The 23,032-nt window shown below is 62.4% G+C and carries 20 protein-coding genes; 12 read left to right on the top strand and 8 right to left on the bottom strand.

Features of this window, described 5'->3' with window-relative positions:
• Nucleotides 1–241: 241 nt before the first annotated feature.
• Together BLO97_RS22360 and BLO97_RS22355 are read right to left on the bottom strand one after the other, a co-directional pair.
• A complete protein-coding gene (locus BLO97_RS22360) occupies nucleotides 242–1,480 on the bottom strand; it encodes a M20/M25/M40 family metallo-hydrolase (protein WP_092348238.1) in 1,239 nt (412 codons plus the stop codon).
• A gap of 85 nt (nucleotides 1,481–1,565) precedes the next feature.
• Nucleotides 1,566–2,651: a diguanylate cyclase gene (locus tag BLO97_RS22355; RefSeq protein ID WP_092348232.1), complete on the bottom strand. Its 1,086-nt coding sequence runs from the start codon at nucleotides 2,649–2,651 to the stop codon at nucleotides 1,566–1,568.
• A gap of 297 nt (nucleotides 2,652–2,948) precedes the next feature.
• Between BLO97_RS22355 and BLO97_RS22350 the strand changes: the two genes are divergently transcribed.
• The 6 genes from BLO97_RS22350 to BLO97_RS22325 all read left to right on the top strand — a co-directional run bounded on the left by BLO97_RS22350 (nucleotide 2,949) and on the right by BLO97_RS22325 (nucleotide 10,248).
• Nucleotides 2,949–3,878, top strand: coding sequence for an alpha/beta fold hydrolase (locus tag BLO97_RS22350; RefSeq protein ID WP_072339780.1), 930 nt, complete (start codon nucleotides 2,949–2,951; stop codon nucleotides 3,876–3,878).
• A gap of 148 nt (nucleotides 3,879–4,026) precedes the next feature.
• Entirely contained in the window at nucleotides 4,027–5,526 is a 1,500-nt protein-coding gene (gene glcD / locus BLO97_RS22345; RefSeq protein ID WP_063320373.1) for a glycolate oxidase subunit GlcD, read from the top strand.
• Nucleotides 5,526–6,584 carry a glycolate oxidase subunit GlcE gene (gene glcE, locus BLO97_RS22340; RefSeq protein WP_092348230.1) on the top strand — a complete coding sequence of 353 codons (1,059 nt, stop codon included), beginning with the start codon at nucleotides 5,526–5,528 and terminating at the stop codon, nucleotides 6,582–6,584. Before glcD ends, glcE begins: the two co-directional genes overlap by 1 nt.
• Nucleotides 6,585–6,746: 162 nt before the next feature.
• Nucleotides 6,747–7,967, top strand: coding sequence for a glycolate oxidase subunit GlcF (gene glcF / locus BLO97_RS22335; RefSeq protein WP_092348227.1), 1,221 nt, complete (start codon nucleotides 6,747–6,749; stop codon nucleotides 7,965–7,967).
• A gap of 88 nt (nucleotides 7,968–8,055) precedes the next feature.
• Nucleotides 8,056–9,432: a 2-oxoadipate dioxygenase/decarboxylase HglS gene (locus BLO97_RS22330; protein WP_092348219.1), complete on the top strand. Its 1,377-nt coding sequence runs from the start codon at nucleotides 8,056–8,058 to the stop codon at nucleotides 9,430–9,432.
• A gap of 297 nt (nucleotides 9,433–9,729) precedes the next feature.
• Complete coding sequence (locus tag BLO97_RS22325) at nucleotides 9,730–10,248, top strand: Hcp family type VI secretion system effector (RefSeq protein ID WP_063320369.1); 519 nt, start codon at nucleotides 9,730–9,732, stop codon at nucleotides 10,246–10,248.
• Nucleotides 10,249–10,467: 219 nt separating this feature from the next.
• Here BLO97_RS22325 and BLO97_RS31715 read toward each other — a convergent pair whose 3' ends face one another.
• The 5 genes from BLO97_RS31715 to BLO97_RS22305 all read right to left on the bottom strand — a co-directional run bounded on the left by BLO97_RS31715 (nucleotide 10,468) and on the right by BLO97_RS22305 (nucleotide 15,180).
• A complete protein-coding gene (locus BLO97_RS31715) occupies nucleotides 10,468–10,641 on the bottom strand; it encodes a hypothetical protein (RefSeq protein ID WP_170862016.1) in 174 nt (57 codons plus the stop codon).
• A gap of 31 nt (nucleotides 10,642–10,672) precedes the next feature.
• Nucleotides 10,673–10,915 carry a hypothetical protein gene (locus BLO97_RS22320; protein ID WP_063320368.1) on the bottom strand — a complete coding sequence of 81 codons (243 nt, stop codon included), beginning with the start codon at nucleotides 10,913–10,915 and terminating at the stop codon, nucleotides 10,673–10,675.
• Nucleotides 10,916–10,980: 65 nt separating this feature from the next.
• Complete coding sequence (locus BLO97_RS22315) at nucleotides 10,981–12,054, bottom strand: lipocalin-like domain-containing protein (RefSeq protein ID WP_092348214.1); 1,074 nt, start codon at nucleotides 12,052–12,054, stop codon at nucleotides 10,981–10,983.
• Nucleotides 12,044–14,512: an ABC transporter permease gene (locus BLO97_RS22310; RefSeq protein ID WP_092348211.1), complete on the bottom strand. Its 2,469-nt coding sequence runs from the start codon at nucleotides 14,510–14,512 to the stop codon at nucleotides 12,044–12,046. The genes BLO97_RS22315 and BLO97_RS22310 overlap by 11 nt, the downstream gene beginning before the upstream one ends.
• Entirely contained in the window at nucleotides 14,512–15,180 is a 669-nt protein-coding gene (locus BLO97_RS22305) for an ABC transporter ATP-binding protein (RefSeq protein ID WP_092144340.1), read from the bottom strand. The genes BLO97_RS22310 and BLO97_RS22305 overlap by 1 nt, the downstream gene beginning before the upstream one ends.
• Before the next feature lie 495 nt (nucleotides 15,181–15,675).
• On the opposite strand from BLO97_RS22305, the gene BLO97_RS31710 reads away from it, so the two are divergent.
• Nucleotides 15,676–15,813, top strand: a complete 138-nt coding sequence (locus BLO97_RS31710) for a hypothetical protein (protein WP_175489862.1) — start codon at nucleotides 15,676–15,678, stop codon at nucleotides 15,811–15,813.
• A gap of 276 nt (nucleotides 15,814–16,089) precedes the next feature.
• Here BLO97_RS31710 and BLO97_RS22295 read toward each other — a convergent pair whose 3' ends face one another.
• The gene (locus BLO97_RS22295; protein WP_092144338.1) at nucleotides 16,090–17,787 is read right to left on the bottom strand and encodes a sulfatase-like hydrolase/transferase; all 1,698 of its coding nucleotides are present in this window, start codon (nucleotides 17,785–17,787) and stop codon (nucleotides 16,090–16,092) included.
• Between the two features lie 376 nt (nucleotides 17,788–18,163).
• On the opposite strand from BLO97_RS22295, the gene BLO97_RS22290 reads away from it, so the two are divergent.
• Genes BLO97_RS22290 through BLO97_RS22270 form a run of 5 tightly spaced genes read left to right on the top strand, consistent with a single transcriptional unit; the run spans nucleotide 18,164 to nucleotide 23,025 of the window.
• Entirely contained in the window at nucleotides 18,164–19,528 is a 1,365-nt protein-coding gene (locus BLO97_RS22290; RefSeq protein WP_063320363.1) for a UDP-glucose dehydrogenase family protein, read from the top strand.
• Nucleotides 19,525–20,604 (top strand): NAD-dependent epimerase, encoded by a 1,080-nt coding sequence (locus BLO97_RS22285; RefSeq protein ID WP_092348206.1) that lies wholly within the window; start codon nucleotides 19,525–19,527, stop codon nucleotides 20,602–20,604. Before BLO97_RS22290 ends, BLO97_RS22285 begins: the two co-directional genes overlap by 4 nt.
• Nucleotides 20,591–21,337, top strand: coding sequence for a sugar transferase (locus BLO97_RS22280; RefSeq protein ID WP_092144334.1), 747 nt, complete (start codon nucleotides 20,591–20,593; stop codon nucleotides 21,335–21,337). Before BLO97_RS22285 ends, BLO97_RS22280 begins: the two co-directional genes overlap by 14 nt.
• Nucleotides 21,338–21,982, top strand: a complete 645-nt coding sequence (locus BLO97_RS22275; RefSeq protein ID WP_063320360.1) for a CpsD/CapB family tyrosine-protein kinase — start codon at nucleotides 21,338–21,340, stop codon at nucleotides 21,980–21,982.
• Nucleotides 21,983–22,002: 20 nt separating this feature from the next.
• Nucleotides 22,003–23,025, top strand: a complete 1,023-nt coding sequence (locus BLO97_RS22270) for a polysaccharide biosynthesis/export family protein (RefSeq protein ID WP_046063509.1) — start codon at nucleotides 22,003–22,005, stop codon at nucleotides 23,023–23,025.
• The last annotated feature ends 7 nt before the right edge of the window (nucleotides 23,026–23,032 follow it).

Here is a 23,032-nt window from a genome sequence, read left to right as displayed (position 1 = left end):
GTCTTTCCGGTGGACCGCATCAGCCGTTTTTACGACTGCTTCGCAGCCGAGCGGGAGCAAGCTCCCTCGCCACAAGAGCCGTGTGTTTATCCCGCTGATTTCGATGTAGGACCAAGCTCCGTCGCTTTGCGCCATTACCTACAACTACGCCAGAATCCGCCGGCTTGTACGCCTTAGGGTCGGGCACAACGTCGAAGCGCGCTAGCCGCTGCAGCTCGCTCCCACAGGACGACATAGCGCGTTATCGCCCCGCCAACTCCATGATCATCCGCGACAACAGATAAATCCTTGGCACCACACTCTCGACTTCGGCGTATTCCTCCGGCGTATGAATGTTGCCACCGACGATGCCAAAACCGTCCAGCGTCGGCGTGCCAACCCCGGCCGACAGACTGGCATCCGCCGCTCCACCGCTACCTTCTTCAGTCAGTTTGCGCCCCAGTTCGCCATAGATGCCTTGGGCCATGGCCATCAACCGGTCCGACTCCGCCGTCTGCGGCATCGGTGGCAGGCCGCGCTTGAGGCTGGTGGTGACTTCGGTGTCGGCGATCAATTTGTCCTGCGACACCCGGGCCAAGTCTTTTTCGATGCGGTCGAACTCTTCCGGCACCGCCGCCCGCACATCCGCCTTGGCGCTCGCCTGGTCGGGGATCACGTTGGTCCGGTCGCCGGCCTTGATCACCGTGAAGTTGATGGTGGTTTTCTTTTCCGCGTCGCCAAGCTTGCCCAGTTGCAAGATCTGGTGCGCGGCTTCCATCGCCGCATTGCGCCCCAGTTCCGGTGCGACACCGGCGTGGGACGCCTTGCCCTTGACCTCCACCAGCGCCGTGGCACTGCCCTTGCGCCACACCACCAAGCCATCGGCCGGGCGCCCCGGTTCAAGGTTGAGGGTCACGTCATGGGCCTTGGCGATTTTCTTGATCAGGTCGGTGGCGGCGTCCGAGCCGGTTTCTTCGCTGGCGTCGAGCAGGAAAGTAATCTGTGCGTAGTTCTTGAAGTCCAGGTTCTTGAGCACCTTCAAGGCGTAGATCCCGGCGACGATGCCGCCCTTGTCATCCATCACCCCCGGCCCATAGGCCCGGCCATCCTTGATGTGGAAGGGACGCTCGGCGGCCGAGCCTTCCTTGAACACCGTGTCCATGTGGGCCATCAGCAGGATTTTTGCCTTGCCGGTGCCCTTGAGGGTCGCCAGGATGTGCTGGGTACCGTCCGAGTCAGGCACCTTTTCGATGGTGGCGCCCAACTTCGTCAATTCATCGATCGCAATATCACCGACCTGGGTCAACCCCGGCACATAGCCTGAGCCAGAGTCGATGTTCACCAACCGCTCAAGCAGTTTCAGGGCCTCGCCCTTGTACTGTTCGGCGTCGCTCAGGACTTGTTGATGGGGTTGTGCGAAAGCATCGGGGGCGAAGGCGCCGAGGGCCAGGCTCAGGCCAAGACTGACGGCCAGACGGGAGCGAAGAGCGGTCATCATCATGATTTCATCCTTGTTCCGTATCGAAAGAGTGCCATAGGCACCCTACCCGACAATGGGTCAAGGCTCTAGACCGCAGGTGGCCACCTCAGGGAGACATGACCGATTCCTCCGACACCTGCCGATGCCGGAAACAAGTGACTCGGTTGCGCCCGCCGGTCTTGGCCTCGTAAAGCGCCTGGTCGGCATCATTGAGCCAATGGGTGGCATCGCCATAAGCCGGGTTGAAGGCTGCCAGGCCAATACTCAGGCTCACCTTCAGCGCCGGGTTCTGTTCATAGCTGAGCGTCGCGAAGCGCTCGCGCAACCCGTCCATGGCCTGCACGGCGTTGTGGAGCGTCAGGTCCGGCAGGATCACACAGAACTCGTCCCCGCCATAACGCCCGACCACATCGGCGGCGCGCAGGTTTTGCTTGAGCATCTTGCCAAGCTGGCGCAGCACGACGTCGCCGGCGACATGGCCATAGGTGTCATTGATGGCCTTGAAGTGATCGATGTCGATCAGCGCAATCGCGCCGCGCCCTGCCCCGTCATTCGAGTGACGCTGGCAGCGCTGGAACTCCTCGTTGAGACGATCTTTCCAGGCGCCATGGTTAAGCAAGCCGGTCAGGCTGTCGGTGCGACTCAGGGCCAGCAATTCGCGCTTTTGCCGGCCCAGCGTGTAGGCCTGGCGATAGCAGAACCAACCCAGTGCCATCGGATACAGGCACAGCAACGGCAAACACGCATATATCTGCGCCGGGCTGGTCATGGGCACGCTGGTCAGCGGGAAGATCAGCACGCCCACGACAATGCCGGCCACTTGGGCCAAGGCCCCAATGAGCAGGAAACGCAGGCCACCAATGGCGACATTGTTCATCGCCATCATCGCCAGCGTGACGGCCGCGGGCAGCGGGTTGAACTGCATTGCCGCGACCCAGAAGCCGCCAAGCACCGCATCGATCAATAAATTGAGGTGTTCGGCGTGGTAGGGCATCGAGCAACGTCGGGCCCACCAGTAGGACAAGTGTGGCCAGAGCAGGCCATTGAACAGCATGAACCCCCAGACCCACGACGCCGGTTCGAGAGGAAAGATGGCAGCACTCACCAACAGCAACCCCAGCGTCAGGCCCAGAATGCGCGATATATAAAGCCTCCTGGCCAGCGTCCGTCCCTTTTTTCCCGTGTTTTGCATAGGAACCTCTGCACCGCGGGTTTCCCAAGTCATTGGGACGGGGGGTAGCTTGGAGTCTATCAGGGCGGCATCAAATAGCCACCACTGAATGAAGGGGTATTTATTCTCCTTCAAATGTCGGGCTTTGCCGCGGATTTTGGCTATACATGAGTCATCCAGCGGTTGTCATAGCAAGTAGCAAAGCAAATGCGTCACGTCATCGCGATGTCCTCGGGTTTCAGCTTCACTTAGAGAGTATCTGACCCGTCGGCTCAGACTGGCCGATCACATTCTGTCCTGATCCATGGAGGGCAAAACATGCTGGTGTTGTGGGTAGTCCTTGCCGTGTTTATCGCCTGGAGCTGGTTGACGTATCCAGGCATCGGCCATGTGCTGTACGACATGGGCATGGCGCTGGAGGCACGTCTCTACCGGTTGCACAAGATCACCGTCCCCATCAGCGAGATGACCGTCTCGACCTGGCAAGGCGGGCCCTATGAAGCATCCGGCAGCATCCTGATGCTGCATGGCTACAGCGCCGACAAGAATCTCTGGCTACGCTTCGCCCGGCATTTTGTCGGCGACTACCGGGTGGTGGTGCCCGACCTGGCCGGCCATGGCGAAACCGGCTTCAAGGCCGGCGGAGGCTATGACATCCCGACCCAGGCCCGGCGGGTCATCGAGTTGCTCGACGCCTGCGGCCTGGACAAGGTCCATGTGATCGGCAATTCCATGGGCGGTTACCTCGCCGCATGGCTGGCGGCCACGTCGCCCGAGCGCGTGCTCACCCTGGCGCTGATCGATCCGGCCGGTGTCACCGCCCCCCAGGCCAGCGACATGGAACGCCACCTGGCCGCCGGGCATAACCCGTTCCTCGTCGACTCGCGGGACGATTTCGCGCCGTTCTACGCAATGACCATGGCCTCCCCGCCCTGGGTGCCCAGCGTGGTACTGGCGGCAATGGCCGAACGTTACGAACAGCGCCGCGATGAACTGGCGGAGATCTTCGTCGATTTTCGCGCCAGCCCGCCGATGGAACCGCACCTGGCCGACATCCGCGCCCCGTCGCTGCTACTCTGGGGGCGCAAGGACCGCCTGATCGACGTCAGCAGCGTGCCGGTGTGGAGCAAGGGCATCGCCGATTTGCGGGTGGAAATCTGGGACGGTATCGGCCACATGCCCATGGTCGAACGACCGGGGAAAACCGCGGCGCTGTATCGGGAATTTCTCAAGGGGTTGGGGCAGTGACGGCAATGTATAAAACAAAATGAACGCCCTGTGGGAGCGAGCTTGCTCGCGATAGCGGTGACACATTCAACGGGGGATGCAAGCTGCCCCACCGCCATCGCAAGCAAGCTCCCACAGGGATTCCAGCCGACCCAGAGGTATCGACTTCATGAACATCCTCTACGACGAACACCTCGACGGCCCCTTGCCCAAGGTGGACAAACAGGCCCTGCTTCAAGCCTTGCAGGCACAGATTCCGGACCTGGACATCCTGCACCAGGAGGAAGACCTCAAGCCCTATGAATGCGATGGCTTGTCGGCCTACCGCACCACGCCCCTGCTGGTGGCATTGCCCAGGCGCGTCGAGCAGGTGCAAGCGCTGCTCAAGCTCTGCCATGGGCTGGATGTACCCGTGGTCGCCAGGGGTGCCGGGACCGGTCTGTCCGGTGGCGCCCTGCCCCTGGAAAGCGGCGTATTGCTGGTGATGGCGCGGTTCAACCAGATCCTGCACATCGACCCCGACGCCCGCACCGCGCGGCTTCAACCCGGTGTGCGCAACCTGGCGATCTCCCAGGCGGCGGCACCGTTCGGGCTGTATTACGCACCGGATCCCTCATCGCAAATCGCCTGTTCCATCGGCGGCAATGTCGCGGAAAACGCCGGTGGCGTGCACTGCCTCAAGTACGGCCTGACGGTGCACAACCTGTTGAAACTGGAAATCCTCACCATCGAAGGCGAACGCCTGACCCTCGGCAGCGAAGCCCTGGACTCGCCGGGCCTGGACTTGCTGGCGCTGTTCACCGGTTCCGAAGGTTTGCTGGGGGTGATCACCGAAGTGACGGTCAAATTGCTGCCCCGGCCCCAGGTCGCCAAGGTGCTGCTGGCCAGTTTCGATTCGGTGGACAAGGCCGGGCGAGCGGTGGCCGACATCATCGCCGCCGGGATCATTCCCGGCGGCCTGGAAATGATGGACAACCTGGCGATCCGCGCCGCCGAGGACTTCATCCACGCCGGCTATCCGGTGGAGGCCGAAGCGATCCTGCTGTGTGAACTGGATGGGGTCGAGGCCGATGTCCATGACGATTGTGAACGGGTCCGCCAAGTGTTGGAGCAGGCCGGTGCCACCGAAGTGCGCCAGGCGCGGGACGAGGCCGAACGGCTGCGGTTCTGGGCCGGGCGCAAGAACGCCTTCCCGGCGGTGGGGCGCCTGGCGCCGGATTATTACTGCATGGACGGCACGATCCCGCGACGCGCCTTGCCCGAAGTACTGCAGCGCATCGCCAGCCTCGGTGCCGAGCATGGCCTGCGCGTCGCCAACGTCTTTCACGCCGGCGACGGCAACATGCACCCGCTGATCCTGTTCGATGCCAACCAGCCCGGCGAACTGGAGCGCGCCGAAACCCTGGGCGGGAAAATCCTCGAACTGTGTGTCCAGGTGGGCGGCAGCATCACCGGCGAGCACGGTGTGGGCCGGGAAAAAATCAATCAGATGTGCACGCAGTTCAACAGCGACGAACTGAACCTGTTCCACGCGGTAAAAGCAGCGTTCGATCCCCAAGGCCTGCTCAACCCCGGCAAGAACATCCCCACCCTGCACCGCTGCGCCGAATTCGGTGCCATGCACATCCATGGCGGGCAACTGCCGTTTCCTGAACTGGAGCGTTTCTGATGAGCCGCGAAGCCGACCAGGACGCCAGCGACCTGCTGCTCGAACAGGTCAATCGCGCCCGGGCCAACGCCACGCCGCTGCGTATCCAGGGGTCGAACAGCAAGGCCTTCCTGGGGCGCGAAGTGGCTGGCGAAGTGCTGGACACCCGCGTGCATCGTGGCATCGTCCACTACGACCCCACCGAACTGGTCATCACGGCCCGGGCCGGCACCCCGCTGCGGGAACTGCTTGCCGCCCTCGACGCCGCCGGGCAACGGCTGCCCTGCGAACCGCCAGCATTTGGCGATGACGCCACGGTCGGCGGCATGGTCGCCGCCGGGCTATCGGGGCCGCGTCGTCCATGGGCCGGTTCGGTGCGCGACTTCGTCCTGGGCACGCGCCTGATCAGTGGCCACGGCACGCTGTTGCGTTTCGGCGGCGAGGTGATGAAAAACGTCGCCGGCTACGATCTGTCGCGCCTGTTGGCCGGCAGTTTCGGTTGCCTGGGGGTCATCACCGAAGTTTCCTTGAAGGTCCTGCCCAAACCCCGTCACAGCCTGAGTATCCGCCTGGAACTGGACAGCACCGAGGCCTTGGGGAAACTCGCCGAATGGGGCCGTCAGCCCCTGCCCATCAGCGCCGCCAGCCATGACGGCGACTGTCTGCAGCTGCGCCTGGAGGGTGGCGAAGGCTCGGTCAGCGCCGCTCATCAGCGTTTTGGTGGCGAGGTGATCGACGATCAATACTGGACGGCACTCAATGAACATCAGTTGGCCTTCTTCGATGAAGGCGTGCCGCTGTGGCGCCTGTCGCTGCCCAACCATACCGGGCCGCTCACCCTGCCGGGCGCGCAACTGATCGACTGGGCCGGTGCCCAACGCTGGTTGAAAACCGAGGCCGACACGGTGCAAGCCCTGGCCCATGAAGTCGGCGGCCATGCCACCTGCTATCGTCAGGGTGCCAGCGACACACCGTTCCAGCCACTGGCCCCGGCGCTGCTGCGCTATCACCGGCAACTCAAGGCCCAGCTCGATCCCCTGGGACTGTTCAACCCTGGTCGGATGTACCCGGAGCTTTAGTGCCCTGTGTCGCAAATGCGCTCCTTTTTTGACGAGTGGCTGTTGTCGTCAGGCAAGGCGCCGCGACGCGTCATAGCTCGCGATGGCGAGGAGCGGCAACGCAGCATGACGACAACAGACGCCGTCAAAAAGGAACAGCATTTGTGATACAGGACACTAACTATGCAGACTCGCTTCAGTGAGGAAAGCAAAAACCTGCCCCGCGCCGAAGAAGCCGAACGGATCCTGCGCAGTTGCGTGCATTGCGGTTTCTGCAACGCCACCTGCCCCACTTACCAATTGCTCGGCGATGAACTGGACGGCCCGCGCGGACGCATCTACCTGATCAAGCAAGTGCTCGAAGGCCAGCCGGCGACAGCCAGCACCCAGTTGCACCTGGATCGCTGCCTGTCGTGTCGCAACTGCGAAACCACCTGCCCGTCCGGTGTGGATTACCACAACCTGCTGGACATCGGCCGGGCGGTGGTCGACCAAGCCGTACCGCGCCCCGCCGACCAACGTGCGCTGCGCCTGGGGCTGCGAAGCCTGGCCGCCAGCCCCGAGCGGTTCAAGGCCCTGCTGCGTCTTGGCGCGGTCTTCCGTCCGTTGCTGCCGGCGAACCTGACCGCCAAGTTGCCCCGCCCTTCCCCGTCTCACGGCGAACGCCCGCCTCTGCGGCATCGGCGTACGGTGTTGATGCTCGAAGGTTGCGTGCAACCGGGCCTGTCGCCCAACACCAATGCCTCGGCAGCGCGAGTGCTGGATCGACTCGGCATCAGCGTGATCCCCTGTGCGCAGGCCGGCTGCTGCGGTGCGCTGGAGTATCACCTCGACGCTCAGGCCACCGGATTGGACCGCGCCCGACAGAACATCGACGCCTGGTGGCCGCACCTGGAAAACGGTGCTGAAGCCATCGTCCAGACCGCCAGCGGCTGCGGGGCCTTCATCAAGGACTACGGGCACCTGCTGGAGCATGACCCTGCCTATGCCGCCAAGGCCCAGCAGGTGACTGAACGGGCGCTGGACCTGGTGCAAGTGCTCGGCAAGGAACCGCTGGAACAGATCTGCGCGGCCAGGAACCAGCGCATTGCCGTGCATTGCCCCTGCACCTTGCAGCACGCGCAGAAACTCGGCGGCAGCATCGAGGCACTGCTGACGCGGCTGGGTTTCAACCTCACCGAGGTGCCCGACGGCCATTTGTGTTGCGGCTCGGCGGGCACCTATTCGCTGACCCAGCCCGCCCTGGCGCGGCAATTGCGCGACAACCGCCTCAATGCGCTGGAAAGTGGCCAGCCGGAGCTGATCGTCACCGCCAACGTCGGCTGCCAGAACCACCTCGACGGCGCCGGGCGCACGCCCGTGCGGCACTGGATCGAGCTGGTGGATCAGTCCCTGGCAGAATGAAGTCCTGAAGATTCTTCGTTTGCCGGGGCCGGCGAAGGCTGCGATCTTTCGTCCAACTTTCCCACAGCCCTCGCCAGGAATTCTTACGATGAGCTTCGTCAGCCCCGACCTGATCCGCCAACGCTTCTCTAGAGCGATGTCTGACATGTACCGCGACGAGGTGCCGCTGTATGGCGCCCTGATGAAGCTGGTGGAGCACACCAACGCCCAGGTGCTGGCCGAAGACCCGATCCTGGCCGCACACCTGCGCAGCACCGGCGAACTCGAACGCCTGGACCTGGAACGCCACGGCGCGATCCGCGTCGGTACCGCCGCCGAGCTGGCGACCCTGGGGCGTCTGTTCGCGGTCATGGGCATGCAGCCGGTGGGCTACTACGACCTCACGCCTGCCGGGGTGCCGGTGCATTCCACCGCCTTCCGCGCCGTGCACGAAAGCGCGTTGCAGGTCAGCCCGTTCCGGGTGTTTACCTCGCTACTGCGCCTGGAACTGATCGAGAACGCCGAGCTTCGGGCCTTTGCCGAGTCAGTGTTGGACAAACGGCAGATCTTCACCCCCAGAGCCCTTGAGCTCATCGAACAGGCCGAATACCAGGGTGGCCTGAGCGAGTCCCAGGCTGAGGACTTCGTCCTACAAGCCCTGGAAACCTTTCGCTGGCACCACAGCGCCACGGTCACCGCCGAGCAGTACCGACAACTGAGCGCCCAACATCGGTTGATCGCCGATGTGGTGGCGTTCAAGGGCCCGCACATCAATCACCTGACACCGCGCACCCTGGACATCGACATCGTCCAGGCCCGGATGCCCGTGCACGGCATCACGCCCAAAGCCGTGATCGAAGGCCCGCCTCGCCGCCAATACCCGATCCTGCTGCGCCAGACCAGCTTCAAGGCCCTCGATGAGCCGGTCAGCTTCACCGATCAATCACAATCCCAAGGCAGCCACAGCGCTCGTTTTGGCGAAATCGAGCAACGCGGCGCCGCCCTCACGCCCAAGGGTCGTGCGCTCTACGATCGATTGCTCAACGCTGCGCGGGATGCGTTGGGGGATTTCCCCAACGAGGCCAACGCCGAACACTACAACACGCTGATGAGCGAGCACTTTGCCCAATTCCCCGACAACCACGATGAGCTGCGTCGAGAAGCACTGGCGTACTTCCGTTATTTCGTGACGCCCAAGGGCCTCGCCGCCAAGGGCAGCGTCGAGCGCACGGCCTCGCTGGAACGCCTGTTGGAGCAGCAATACCTGCGTGCCGAACCCTTGGTGTATGAAGACTTCCTGCCGGTCAGCGCCGCCGGCATTTTCCAGTCGAACCTTGGCGATGCTGCCCAGAGCCACTACGCCGGGCAGTCCAATCGCCACGCCTTTGAAGCAGCGCTGGGGCGGGCGACCATCGATGAGTTGGGGCTGTACGCCCAGACACAACAGCGATCCATCGATGAGTGCAGGGCTGCATTGGGCGTGTAGGAATAAGCCGAAGGACAAAACGGCAAAAAACTGCCTGAGAGGCATGCACGCGGCGCGCCTTTCTTGGCCTGCCGACCCGGGCATCGCGGTGCCTGGTGGAACCGCGAGGCACTGCAATGGGCCGGGCAAGTCTTTGAGCGCTTTCTGGTCTGTTTGGAGGAAGGATCAGCCCGATACAAAATCAACTTATTGATATTTAAAGTTTTTTTAAAAATGGCATAGCTCTTGATAATCGTCAGGCCACCTCGGGCGAATCCAGTCCCAGGCCCCATCGTTATCCAGGAAGGAGAGCATCCATTGGCTACCCCCGCGTACATGACCATTACAGACAACAGTCAAATATTACTGACCGAGAAGGCGTTTACCGCCGACTCGGTGGGTAACATTTATCAGGAAGGTCATAAAGACGAAATCATGGTGCAAGGTTTCCAGCATCAGGTGACCATTCCACGAGACCCCCAGTCCGGTCAGCCAACTGGTCAACGCATACACCAACCCTTGGTCATCACTAAAGTCTTTGACAGAACCTCACCGATGCTGCAGGAAGTCCTGTGCCGCGGCGAAACCCTGGCCAAAGTTGAAATCAAGTGGTACCGCACTTCAGCCTCCGGAACCCAAGAGCATTACTACACCACTACGCTGGAGGACGCGATTATCGTCGAAATCAAGGACTACATGCTCAACTGCCAAGACCCGGCAAATTCACATTTCACTCACTTGCAAGATGTGCACTTCTCGTACCGCAAGATCACCTGGAATCACATAGCCTGCAGCACGCTGGGCGTCGATGACTGGCGTGCACCGGCCGCCGGTTAAGTCCGCGCACTCGTCAATGCACCGGCCAGGTCTGCTGGCCGATGTGCATTGAAGTAAACAGGGATATTTTCCCTCAGAGGTGTTCGCCCAGTGCGACGGCCTCGGCAATCCATGCACTGGTAAAGAGCCTGACACTGGGCGAACGGCACAATATTAGTGGAACTTGCAGGATATTTCCGCGAGTCCATTTAAATAATTATTTATCCTTGATGCGCCACCTCAACCACGGCGACCGGTTTTCTGCGCATCGGTCTCTCCCGCTTCCGCATCCCCCTGCTGCTGTTTGCGCTTGGCGGGATCGTTGGGGCGCAAGGCGTCGTTGTCGCGTTCCACTTCGCCAGGCATCGCCGGCTCGTCAGGGTTGTGCGGCGTTTGATCGGAACGGTGGTTCATGACGAACTCCTTGGTTGTTCAAGCCTGGCAATCAGGCATCAGGGTCGGCGACTTCTTCAGCGACGTTGGCATCGGGGGAGCGCTGGTGCAGTTGCTCAGCCTTGGTCTTCAGCGCCTGCCACTGCGCCAGGTCGATGGCACCCTGGCCGAACAGGTCATTGGCCACTCGCATCAGCTCGGTGAAATGAACGTCGGGTGATTGTTGCCAATAGGCCTTGTCGTCGAACAGCCGCTGCCAATCGGCCAGCGACGGGGGTTTGAGGTCATCGCTCATGACGGGCTCCTGCGAGGCATTCATAAGGTATGAGGGCTGAGATTCGTGGGGAGTTCCGGCGATTCTCAGTAGCCGGTCATTTCCAGGTAGCCGTTGCCGACGTGGCTACCGTTCAATCGCACCGGCCCTTCCCAATAAGGAATCTGCAAGTTCATCCAGGCGTTGGGGTTCAAGGGTTGGGTCGTCACGTCGAGCTGCCTGGCAGGGATCTTGATCGACCAGCGCACCGGCATCGACCGCCCGGCGACCTTGGCGCTTTCCAGTGGCGCCAGGCTGATCTCCCCGGCGTGCAGGGTTTGCGCGTGGCCCAGGGCATCGATCCAGGTGCCCGTGAGATACGGCGCGCCGTCCTTGTGGCGCATGCGGTAGAGCATCAGGTGCTCGCCGTTGTCCAAGTGCAGGGAAAACCAATCCCAGCCAGTCTGGTTTGCGCTCAGGGGCTGGCTGCTCCATTCGCGGTCGAGCCAGGCCGGGCCGCTGACCGCGTAACGCTGGCCATCGATTTCCAATTCACCGCTGGCCTGGAAGAACGGCTGGCTGTAGTAGTACGACGCCTGCTCCTGTTCGGATTTCTGGCTGAAACCTTGATCGCCCTGCAACACCAGCGGCCGGCTCGACGTCAGCCGCAATGCATAGCTGAAGCGCGGGTCCCGGGCCTGCAATTGCATATCCGCCAGCGGGTCGACGCCCGTCGTTCGAGTGCCGAAGCGCCAGTCGTCGATCCAGGCCTCGAAGGGTGTCGTCCGTACCCCGGCCTGCCCCACCCCGCCTCGTGCATAACGTTCGGCGGCATGGTGCACGGTGGCGGATGTGACCGCCGCGTGGCCGAGCCAGATCGTCTGGTTGCGCCAGCCGCCGGCCTGGGGCGCGGCATTCAAGGCGCTGCGAAACAACGTCCATTGCACGCCGAACTCATGCCCCTGGGCATCCTTGAGATTGGCGGTGACGTACCACCACTCGATACGAAAACCTTCATGAGTCCCGTGGTCGGCGGGGAAACTGAATACCCGCCCAGGCACCACCGGGGTGAAGGCCACAGCCTGGTCGCCGAGGCCGGCAAAGCCCTTTGGCGCTGGCGCGGAGTCATCACAACCGCTGAGCAATGCCAGCAGCAACAACACGCCGACTCTAATCTTCATGGGCAAAGGTCCTCAGCAAATCCGCCGGCTGCGTGCGGTACAACGCATACAGCGGCCAGGCCGATGCCAGCAGCGTGGCGAGCATCGCCAGGGCCAGCAATTGCACCAATTGCAACGGGAACACCCGCAATGGCAGGCGCCAACCGAAAGCCTGCACGTTGATCACCGTGTCCAGGCACCAGGCCAGGGCGATGCCCAGCGGCAACGCCAGGACCAAGGTCAGCAGCGCCAGCAGCCAGGTCTGGCCGAGGTTGAGCAGCATCAACTGCCGACGCGTCACCCCCAGCGCCCACAGCGGCGCCAACTGAGCGAGGCGACTCTGGCTCTGGGTCAGCAGACTGATGAACAACGCCACCCCGGCCACCGCCAGGGTCAGGCTGTTGAGGGCAGCGGTGGCGGCGAAGGTTCGCTCGAACACCTGGGTCGACCAGCCCTTGAGCCGGGCCTGGTCGACGATGCGGCTGTCATCCAGGCTGAACCGGTCTTGCAACGCTGTCAGTAGCGCCGGGATCGCGGACGGTTCGATGCGCAGGTTGAAACGGTTCGGCGTCAGGTTCGGCCAGTGCGCCAGCAAGTGATCGACGTTGACCAGCACATGGCCCTTGGGATTGCCGTAGTCGGCGTAGATGCCAACGATGCGCAGTGCCCATGGCCCCTGGGGTGTCGGCAGGGTCAACTGATCGCCGGTACTCACCTTGAGACGCCGTGCCAGTTGTTCGCTGAGCATGAGGGTGTCGGCGGCGGCCAGTTGCTCCCACGGCTTGTCGCCGGCCGATTCCAGCAGCGGCCAATGCTGTCGATAGTGGGGGTGATCGATGATGCCGTGGATATCCGTCGGCCAGCCCTGCAACGGGACCGAGACTTGCCAGAGGGGAACGACGGCAGTGATCGCCGGTTGTTGCTTGAGCCAAGCGTGCAGTTCGTCCGCCTGGGCCGGGGTCTGCGGGTTGATATACAACTCGGCGGTCAACCGTTGTTCGAGCCAGTTGCTGAAGGTCTGGCGAAAGCCGGCGGTCATGCTGCCGGCGCCGATATTGGCCGCCAGCGCCAGCAACAAAGCCATCAGCGCCAGGCTCAATGTCGGCAATTGCTGGCGACAATCGGCAAGAAACCACTGCCCGAGCACCGAGCGGCTGCGCCTCGACAACCGCTTCAGCGCGCTGTTGAGCAACACCGGCAAGGCCAGCGCCGCGCCCAGCAACAAGGCGGTCATCAGGACAAAACCACTGGCCAGGCTATCGCCCCAGATCAACGCCGATGCGGCAATCAATGCCGCCACCGTCGCCACCCAACCCTGGCGTCGCAGCCATCGGGCATGGGCCTGATGCCAGGCCTGGGGGTTGGCCAGCGCCAGCAAGGGCAGGCGCGCCGCCCGCAAAAGACTGTCAGCCCCGGCCAGCAGCGCACCGAGCAGACTCAGACCGACACCGCTGAACCACCACCACGGGCTGAGGTTCAAGTGCCCGGCCACTTCGGCGCCATACAAACCTCTCAGGCTCGCCGCGACATCGGGCAACAACAGGCTCGCCAGCCAATAGCCGCTGAGCACCCCGGCGATCCCGCCCAGCAAGGCCAACGCGCCCAGTTCGATGGTCAGGCTGGTGACCAGCACCCGCGCACTGACACCACAGGCGCGCAGGGTCCGCAACAGACTGCGGCGTTGCTCCAGGGCCAGGCCGATGGCCGCGTGAACGATGAACAGTCCCACCACGAAGGATAAAAACCCCAAGGCATCAAGGTTCAGGTGAAAACTTTCGGTCAGGCGCGACAGGTTGTTTTCTTCATCGGCGTGCTTGAGTTGCAGGCGACCGGTGAACGCTTCCGGTAATGCGGCACTGAACGTGGCGGGCAACAACAGTCGCGACAGTTGCTCTGGCAACCCGAGTACCTGTTGGGCAAAACCGATGTCCATCAACAGCACGCCCGGCGCCATGTCCTCCTGGGCATGCAACGGCGGCAGGGTTTGCCCATCGACACTCCGGGGTCGGTCGCCCTCGGTCAGCCCCAGGGCTTGCAAGGTTTGCGGGGCGATCCAGGTGCGGCCGGGGTCGGTAAAGAACGCCACCACCTCAGTCATCTCCCGCGCCTGCCCCGCCAGCGCGGCACCGGGCGGCAGCGACACCGGGTCGATGCCGGTCAGTTGCAGGCGCTGATCCTCGTGGTCCTTGAGCAGCACCCGAGCCTGCAACACTGGCGACACCGGCCAGCCCTGACGCCGCAGCTCGACAAACCATTGCTGGGGGAAGGTGCCACCACCGGGTGCACTGAGGCTGGCCTGGGGTTCGCCGCCGATCAATTGGCTGGCCCGAGCGTAGCTGTCCCGGGCCTGACTGTTCAGCGCTTGCACGCCAGTGAGCAGGCTGGTTGCCAGCCACAGGCCGGTCAGCACGCTGAAGAATTGCACCGGGTGTTGGCGCCAATGGCTGAGCAGGGCCTTGAGGGTCTGGCGAAAAATCATCACCCCTGGGTCACCTGCGCCAACTGCCCGCCGTGCAATACCACGCGCTGGGCCAGGCGAGCTGCCACCCGTGGACTGTGGGTCACCATCAGCAGGCTGGTGGGGCTGCCCTCCAGCAGTTCCAGTAGCAGTTGCAGGACTTCGTCGCTGGTGGCTTCGTCGAGGCTGCCGGTGGGTTCATCGGCCAGCAACAAGGGCGGTCGCGAAGCCAATGCCCGCCCCAGCGCTACCCGCTGTTGCTGGCCGCCGGACAGTTGCTCGGGATAACGCCGCAACAGCCCTGAAAGCCCGAGCCGCTGTACCAGATGGGCTTGCCACGCTGCGTCATGACGGCCGCACAGACGCGCCTGGAACGCCAGGTTGTCCTCCACCGACAAGCTGCTGATGAGGTTGAACTGCTGGAATACCAGGCCGATTTCCGTGCGTCGCCAATTCGCCAACTGGCTTTCACTCATGCCATCGAGCCGATACTCGCCACTGCGAATGCTGCCGCGATCGACCTTGTCCAGCCCAGCGACCAGGTGCAGCAGGGTGCTCTTGCCACTGCCCGACTCCCCCATCAGCGCCAGACTGCTGCCGGGCATCAGTGTCAGATCGATGCCTTGCAGCACTGGCAATGGGCCCTGAGGCGTGGGATAGCTTTTGTGCACTTGGCGGACTTCAAGCATGGAAAGGCTCGACGGGTGGACTTGAGGTTCAGGATAGCGGAGTTGAGTGATGGGCCCCATCGGCCAATACAGCTGTGCGTCCCCATTTCGCTGGTGAACCTTGGTATTTGCTTGTCGGATGGGGGTGTATATCCGTTGCTGCGGTAACGGCGACTTAGGGTTCCGCCCTGACGGCGGGTCACTTTCGAAAAGCGCGAAAGTAACCAAAGCGCTTCTGCCCCACCACTCGGTGCCTCGCCTAGGCTCGGCATGCCCTCACTCCGGCATTGCTCCGTGGGCCCGCCGCGAAGGGCCATCCATGGCCCAGCGCAGCTATCCCGGCATCCATGCCGGGATGCCCACTCCACAATGCCTGCGTTCGGCCAGCGTGGTTAACGGGGCGCCGAGATCAACGTCCATCGCGAGGCGGCCTGATAGCCGACCTGGTTCTTGGTGGGACCGCGTTTCTCCTGTGGGAGCGGGCTTGCTCGCGATAGCGGTGGCTCAGCCACATAGATGCCGGCATTTTCCTCGCTGTTGCTGTTGCTGTTGCTGTTGCTGTTGCTGTTGCTGTTGCTGTTGCTGTTGCTGTTGCTGTTGCTGTTGCTGTTGCTGTTGCTGTTGCTTTGGATTTTGATCTCGGCGCCCCGTTAACCACGATGGCCGAACGCAGGCATTGCGCAGTGGGCATCCCGGCATGGATGCCGGGATAGCCGCGCTGGGCCATGGATGGCCCTTCGCGGCGGCCCACGGAGCAATGCCGGAGTGAGGGCACACCGAGCCTAAGCGAGGTGCCGAGTGGTGGGGCAAGCCTTTTTTGCTTACTTTTTTTGGCGTTTGAAAAAAAGTGAGTCGCCGTCAGGGCGAAACCCTAAGTGGCCGTTACCGCAGCAATGGATATGTACTCAATCAACAAGAACTCAGCTCCAGTCAACGCCCCACCGCCATCTCCACCTGGCCGGACTGCGGTGTCACGATGTCGCCCAAGTCGATGTGTTTCCAAGCCGGCTTGGCCCCCAACCGCGCATTAAAGCGATAGTTGAAAGTGAAATCATCATCGGTTGGTTGGCTCAGGGATTTCCCATAGGCCGATTCAACCCCGGCCGGGTCGTAACCCATCAACTGCAACAGCGTCGGGAAGATGTTGTAGTGGCTCGAACGGTCCTTGTTCCGGGCCCAGGCATCACGCCAATCAAGGGTGTGCAATTGGCTGCCCTGGATCACTACCAACGGCACCAACCCCTCCTCCGCCACCGGGTCACCGCCGCAATGGGTGTTGAGCCCGGGGTTGCCACGCTCGTGCAGGTCCTGGCCGTGGTCGGAGGTGTAGATCAGCACGGCATGGCTCAAATCGGCCTGCTGGAAGATTCGCTTGAAGAACTCGCCGACGTTCCACAGCAAGGTGTTCTGGTAAGCATTGCGATACAGCAACCAGTCATCTTTCTGGCCGTTGAAGCCATCGCGGCTAGCGGTGTCGGCCACCTCCTGGAACTGCCCTCGCGGCAAGGCCGGGCGGTAGTTCATGAAGTCGTCGGGGTATTTGTCGTGTACCGGGAAATGCGCCCCCACCTTGTTGATCACCACCAGTTCGGCCTGGTTGTCGCCCAGCAGTTCGATCAACTTCGCCGCAGCCGCCATGTCACGGTCGCGCACGCTGGCCTGGTCGAATTGGACGAATTCGTCGATGTCCTGTTTTTCCAGCTCGGTCATCAGGTTTTGCAGGTAGCCACCAGTGCGCTGGGCGTCGATGTAGACGGTACGCAAACCCGCCTTTTTGGCATATTGCCAAATCGACGGCCGGGTGCTGTTGATGCGTATGTAGTCGGCGCGCGTGCCGCCATAGCGCAGGGTGACGTTGGTGTCGGCGCTGCAATTGGCGATGGAGGCCGCATAACCGAAATTGAAGATGTCCACGCCCTCCGGCGGCGTCTTCAGCCCGGTGTGCACGCCGAATGGCGCGTTGATATCCAGGTAATTGCCGCCAATGCTTTCATCGATGATCAGCACGATATCCTGCTCGATCAAAGACGACCGTCGCACCAGGGTGACCGGCTCCCGGGGACCGATGGTGCTGTGCAAGGACTCGTAGGCAAACAGATTCAAATAGGCCAACGGCGTGTACATCACCGGCAGGCCGCGCGCGCCCTCGCCCGCCCGCACGAACAACACGCCACTGAGCAACAACATGCCCAGCACCGGCGCCGCTATCGGCAGATAACCGGGCAACCGCACCGACCGCCGAGGCTTGAGCGCGATGCCGAATAACAGCAGCAAGCCGCTGATCACCGCGCGGATAATCACGTCGCGGTACTGATAAGCCGCCTCCTGGATAAATCCCCCCGAGTACACCAGCGAAACGAACTGGCTATAGGTCAGGTAACTGTCCGTGACCCGGGTGTACACCTCGAAAAACACCGCTGAAACAAACATCGCCAAGGCAAACACATGCCTCACCAGGGTCTGGCGTATGTAGGCACTCATCCACAGCGCCAGCACCAGCACCGTGAACATGGCGCCGAACAGCAACGTTGCGAACCCCAGGCCCAACGCGGTGAGACGGTCGAGGTAATAGTCGTATCCCTTGAGCAGGTACAGAACCAGCAGCAGTTCCTTGAGGTAACGGGCCATGTTTTCCTCGACCAGATCGCCGTATCCAAAGCACTTCGTTCCTGCACGTTAGCAGCCGATTTTCAAAGCGCAAGAAATGCTTCATCCGAAGCACGCGTCAAAAAAAAGTTACCCCAAAAATGACACGAAAATACGTCACAGAATGTAAAAATCTATGGATTACTACCGTTTATCGCTTTGTCAAATCCCCGTAAAGCCCAATAAAACAGCCACTTTACTAAGACAGTCAAGGACTTGATATCAAAAGGCCCGACTTCACTTGAATTGCCAACACTGACAACTGTCATTTTGCTGACACGCTTTTCTGAAGCTGCGCTATACCCCTCTAAACAGTTTCATCCGAGTTACATCATTCGGTTTGCGAGGCGCGCCAAAAATGGACGTGAGTGTATTTGGTACGGGGTATGTCGGGCTGATCCAGGCCGCCGCCATGGCCGACGTCGGACATCGCGTTTTGTGCATCGATATCGACCCGAACAAAATCCGGCAACTGCAACAGGCCGTACCGACCATCAGCGAGCCGGGGCTGTCCAGCTTGCTCGAAGACAACATCAAGGAAGGACGCTTGTCGTTCAGCTCCCAGGCCAGCGACGCAGTCAATCATGGCGAGCTGATTTTCATCGCCGTCGGCACCCCCGCCGATGAAGACGGCTCGGCAGACCTGAGCCATGTGCTGGCCGTCACCCGGCAAATCGCCGACTTCATGGACAGCGACCGCACCCTGGTCATCAAATCCACGGTGCCGGTGGGCACGGCCGACAAGGTGGCCGAATGCGCCCGCCAGGCGCTGGCGCAGCGGGGCCTGAAACAGTTGAACGTACGCGTGGTGTCCAATCCCGAGTTCCTCAAGGAAGGCAGTGCGCTGGCCGATTGCATGCGCCCCGACCGGATCATCATCGGCACCGCCGACCCGCTGGCCCGCGACCAGATGACGGAGCTCTACGCGCCCTTTTGCCGCAACCACGAAAAACTGATGTTCATGGACAACCGCAGCGCCGAACTGACCAAGTACGCCGCCAATGCCATGCTCGCCACCCGCATCAGCTTCATGAACGAACTGGCCAACCTCACCGAACGGCTGGGCGCCGACATCGAAGCCGTGCGCAAAGGCATCGGCTCGGACCCACGCATCGGTTACCACTTCATCTACCCCGGCTGCGGTTTTGGCGGCTCATGCTTTCCCAAAGACCTGCGGGCCTTGCTACACACCGCCGAACAGAGCGGCATGCCACTGCGCTTGTTGCGCAGCGTCACCGACGTCAACGACAGCCAGCGGCACATCCTCTTCGAGAAACTGGCGACGCAATTCCAGGAGGGCCTGGCCGGCAAATCGATTGCCATCTGGGGCCTGGCATTCAAGCCCAACACCGATGACATGCGCGAAGCCCCCAGCCGCTACCTGATGGAAGCGCTGTGGCGCGAAGGCGCCCGCGTCCACGCCTATGACCCGGAAGCCATGTCCGAATGCCGGCGCCTCTACGGCTATCGCAAGGACCTGAACCTCTGCGCCACCCGCGACGACACCCTGGAAGACGCCGACGCCCTGGTGATCTGCACCGAGTGGAAGAATTTTCGCGTGGTGGACTTCGACCTGTTGGCCAGCAAGTTGCGCGCCCGGGTGATCATCGATGGCCGCAACCTGTACAACCCCGAACACCTGGCCGCCGCCGGACTGCTGTATCGCGGTATCGGGCTGCGGCACACCGTGCCGGGCACCCCGCTACCCGGGCCGCAAGCATGAACATCCTGGTCACCGGCGCGGCCGGTTTCATCGGCGCCCACGTCGTGCTGCGACTGCTGCGCGACGGCCATCGGGTGTGCGGGCTGGACAATTTCAACGACTACTACGACCCGCAGCTCAAGCACGACCGCGTGACCTGGGTGAACGAGCAGGCCGGCGAATTTCCCCTGGCGCGGATCGATCTGGTCGACGCGCCGGCCATCGATGAACTGTTCCAGGCCCGGCGCCCGGACGTAGTGATTCACCTTGCCGCCCAAGCGGGCGTGCGCTACTCGCTGGAAAAACCACAGGCCTATGTCGACAGCAACATCACCGGGTTCCTCAATATTCTGGAAAACTGCCGCCGCTATCCGGTCAAGCACCTGATCTACGCCTCCTCAAGCTCGGTATACGGCGCCAATTCGCGCACGCCTTATTCGGTGCAGGACAACGTCGACCATCCGCTGTCGCTGTACGCGGCCAGCAAAAAAGCCAACGAACTGATGGCCCACAGCTACAGCCACCTGTTCGGCATTCCCTGCACCGGCCTGCGCTTCTTCACGGTGTACGGCCCTTGGGGCCGGCCAGACATGTCGCCGATCCAGTTTGCCCGCGCCATCGTCGAAGACCGTGTGCTGCAGCTGTTCAATCACGGCGAGCACCAACGCGATTTCACCTACATCGACGACATCGTCGAAAGCATCGCCCGCCTGCTCGACCGTGCGCCCCAGGTCACGCCCCTGTTGGATCACGAACAACCGGACCCGGCCACCAGCCGTGCGCCCTGGCGGATCTACAACATCGGCGGGCAGCACCCGGTGGCGCTGCGCACCTATGTCGCACTGCTGGAAAAGCACCTGGGACAAACCGCCCGCATCGAACTGCTCCCCCTGCAAGCAGGAGATGTGCTCAACACCTGCGCCGATGCCAGCGACCTGGCACAGGCCACCGGTTTCAAGCCGTGTATCGAACTGGACGACGGCCTGGGCCGCTTCATCCGGTGGTTCCTCGATTACTACGCACAGCCTGCCCACGCACCGCTCGCAACTGAACGCTTGCGGCCCAACCTCAGCGGAGGAATCCATGACCCGACATGAGCAAGTCATCGAGATCAACGCCCCTGGACGCGACAAGCGTGTCGATCCCGACCACCGCAGGCGCCTGGACGCGGCCATCCACCGCCAGGGTCGAGGTTGGTTGACCGGTCGCGACGGCGGCCGGCCCTGGACGGTCTCGCGCACCAATCGCGTGGTGGCCTGCCTCGGCGCGCTGGCGATCCTGCTGCTGTTATGCCCGCTGCTGCTGGGCCTGGCGCTGCTGGTCAAGTTCTCCAGCCCCGGTCCCGTGCTGTTCGTGCAAAAGCGCACCGGGTATCGCGGCCGAGTCTTCGGCATGTACAAGTTCCGCACCATGGTGGCCGATGCCGAGGCGCTCAAGGAGTCGCTGCGCCACCTCAACAAACACGGCGCCGATGCCATCGACTTCAAGATCGACAACGATCCGCGCATCACGCCCATCGGCCGGTTCCTGCGACGCAGCAGCCTCGACGAACTACCGAACCTGATCAATGTAGTGACCGGCGACATGCGCCTGGTGGGCCCCCGGCCGACCTCGTTCAACGCCTATCGCTACAAGGACAACCATCTTGTGCGCCTGAGCATCTACCCCGGCATGACCGGCCTTTGGCAGATCTCCGGGCGCAGCAATATCGACTTCGACCAGCGTGTGGAATTGGACCTCAGCTATATCGCTGAACAAAGCCTGTGGCTGGATTTGAAGATCCTGATGATTACCCCCTTCAAAGTGTTCAGCGGCCACGGAGCGAGTTAAATGGACGGTTCAACCAATATCCTGACCATAGCCAGCCCGAGCGAGACCAACCTGACCTCGACCGTGCTCGACCCTTCCCTGCGGATCCTGCTCTTGACGTCCGCCAACACCGGCACCGGAACCAGCACCAGCGCGATGGCGCTGGCCGCTCAACTGGCGCAGATGAGCAACGGTCGCGTACTGCTGGTGGATGCCAGCCAGTCACCGCGCAACCTCAGCCAGCAACTGTCGTTGCACAAGGAGCGCGGTTTTACCGATCTGTTGTTCAACAGCCTCGCCCCGCCCTTGCTGCAGGACTGCGTGGTGCAGGCGTCCAGCCTGCCCTTCGACGTGTTGCCCCACGGGCGCCTGGGCCGCAATGCCGAACGCTTGAGCCCCGAACGACTGCGCCCACTGTTCAGGCAACTGGCGGCGCAATACCGCTTTGTGGTGATCGACGCCGACGCGGTGTATTCGGCCAGCGACACACTGGTGCTCAGCACCCAGGTCGACGGCGTGGTGCTGGTGGTGCGCGGTGAAGACACCCGCTGGGAAGTGGCCCAGGCCGCCCGCCAGCGCCTGTCCCAGGCCGGCGCGAAAGTGGTGGGCAGCGTGTTCAATCGCCGCAAGTACTACATGCCCAAGTGGCTCTACAACAACCTGTAAGCCTGCAAAAGGATGACGAGATGAACGCCAGAATGCTTGTCCTGCTGTTGCTGCCGCTTGCCGGTTGCTCCAGTACCAGCGATACCCGCTCGATGCCGGTGCAGATCCTCACGGCCGCGCCGGCCAACGCCCAGGCCACCGACATGCCGAAGGTCGAACAGACCTTGCGGCCCCAGGATGTGCTGGATGTGATCTTCCACATCGGCACGACCTCCTCCCAGGCCTATCGAGTGCAACCGGGCGACCAGGTTGCCCTGAACTTCACCGCCGCCAGCCAGCTCAATGGCACGCAACAAGTGATGCCCGACGGCACCATCGAACTGCCGGGCGCCAACACTTCGGTGAAAGTCGCCGGATTGACCACCGACGAGGCGCGCCTGGCGGTGCAGCGTGCCTATGACCAGAAGATGCTGTTCCAACCCAATCGCAACCAATTGACCGTCCTGGTGACCAGCCCGCTCTCCGGCGAGGCGAACCTGCGCAACACCCTGACCCACCCGGCCACGGGCATGAGTCGGGAAATCATCGTGGGCCGGGATGGCTACGCCAGCTTCCCGGAAATTGGCTCGGTGCCGTTGCAAGGCATGACCGTCACCCAGCTGGAGACCTTCCTCAACGAGCGCTACGCCCAACTGCCCGGCCACATGACCGTGGATGTGCTGCTCAAGTCCACCGCCGGCAACGAGATCTATGTACTTGGTGAAGTGGCCCAACCCGGCGCCTATGCGATCCGCCGGCCGATCTCGGTTCTCGAAGCCCTGACCCTGGCCCGTGGCACGAACGTCAAGGCCCGGCTCGACTCGGTGATGATCATGCGCCGCAACGGCAACCAGGTCGAAGCCCGTCACTACGACGTGGAAAAGGCCTTGAGCGGCGACGCCTCGCAGATCGCCTACCTGCAGCCGGAGGACATGTTGTACGTGCCCAAGACCGGACTGGCCAAAGCCGGCGAAACGGCCAGGCAACTGGCCGACGTAGTGCTGTTCCAGGGCGTGGGGTTCGGCTTCGGCTACCGCGTCGACAACAAAGGCAGCGACAACTGAAACTCAG

The organism is Pseudomonas sp. NFACC05-1 (genome assembly GCF_900100135.1).
Taxonomy (GTDB): Bacteria; Pseudomonadota; Gammaproteobacteria; order Pseudomonadales; family Pseudomonadaceae; genus Aquipseudomonas; species Aquipseudomonas fluorescens_Q.
Note: the sequence above shows the minus strand (reverse complement) of the source record. Positions and strands in the feature narration are given on the sequence as shown.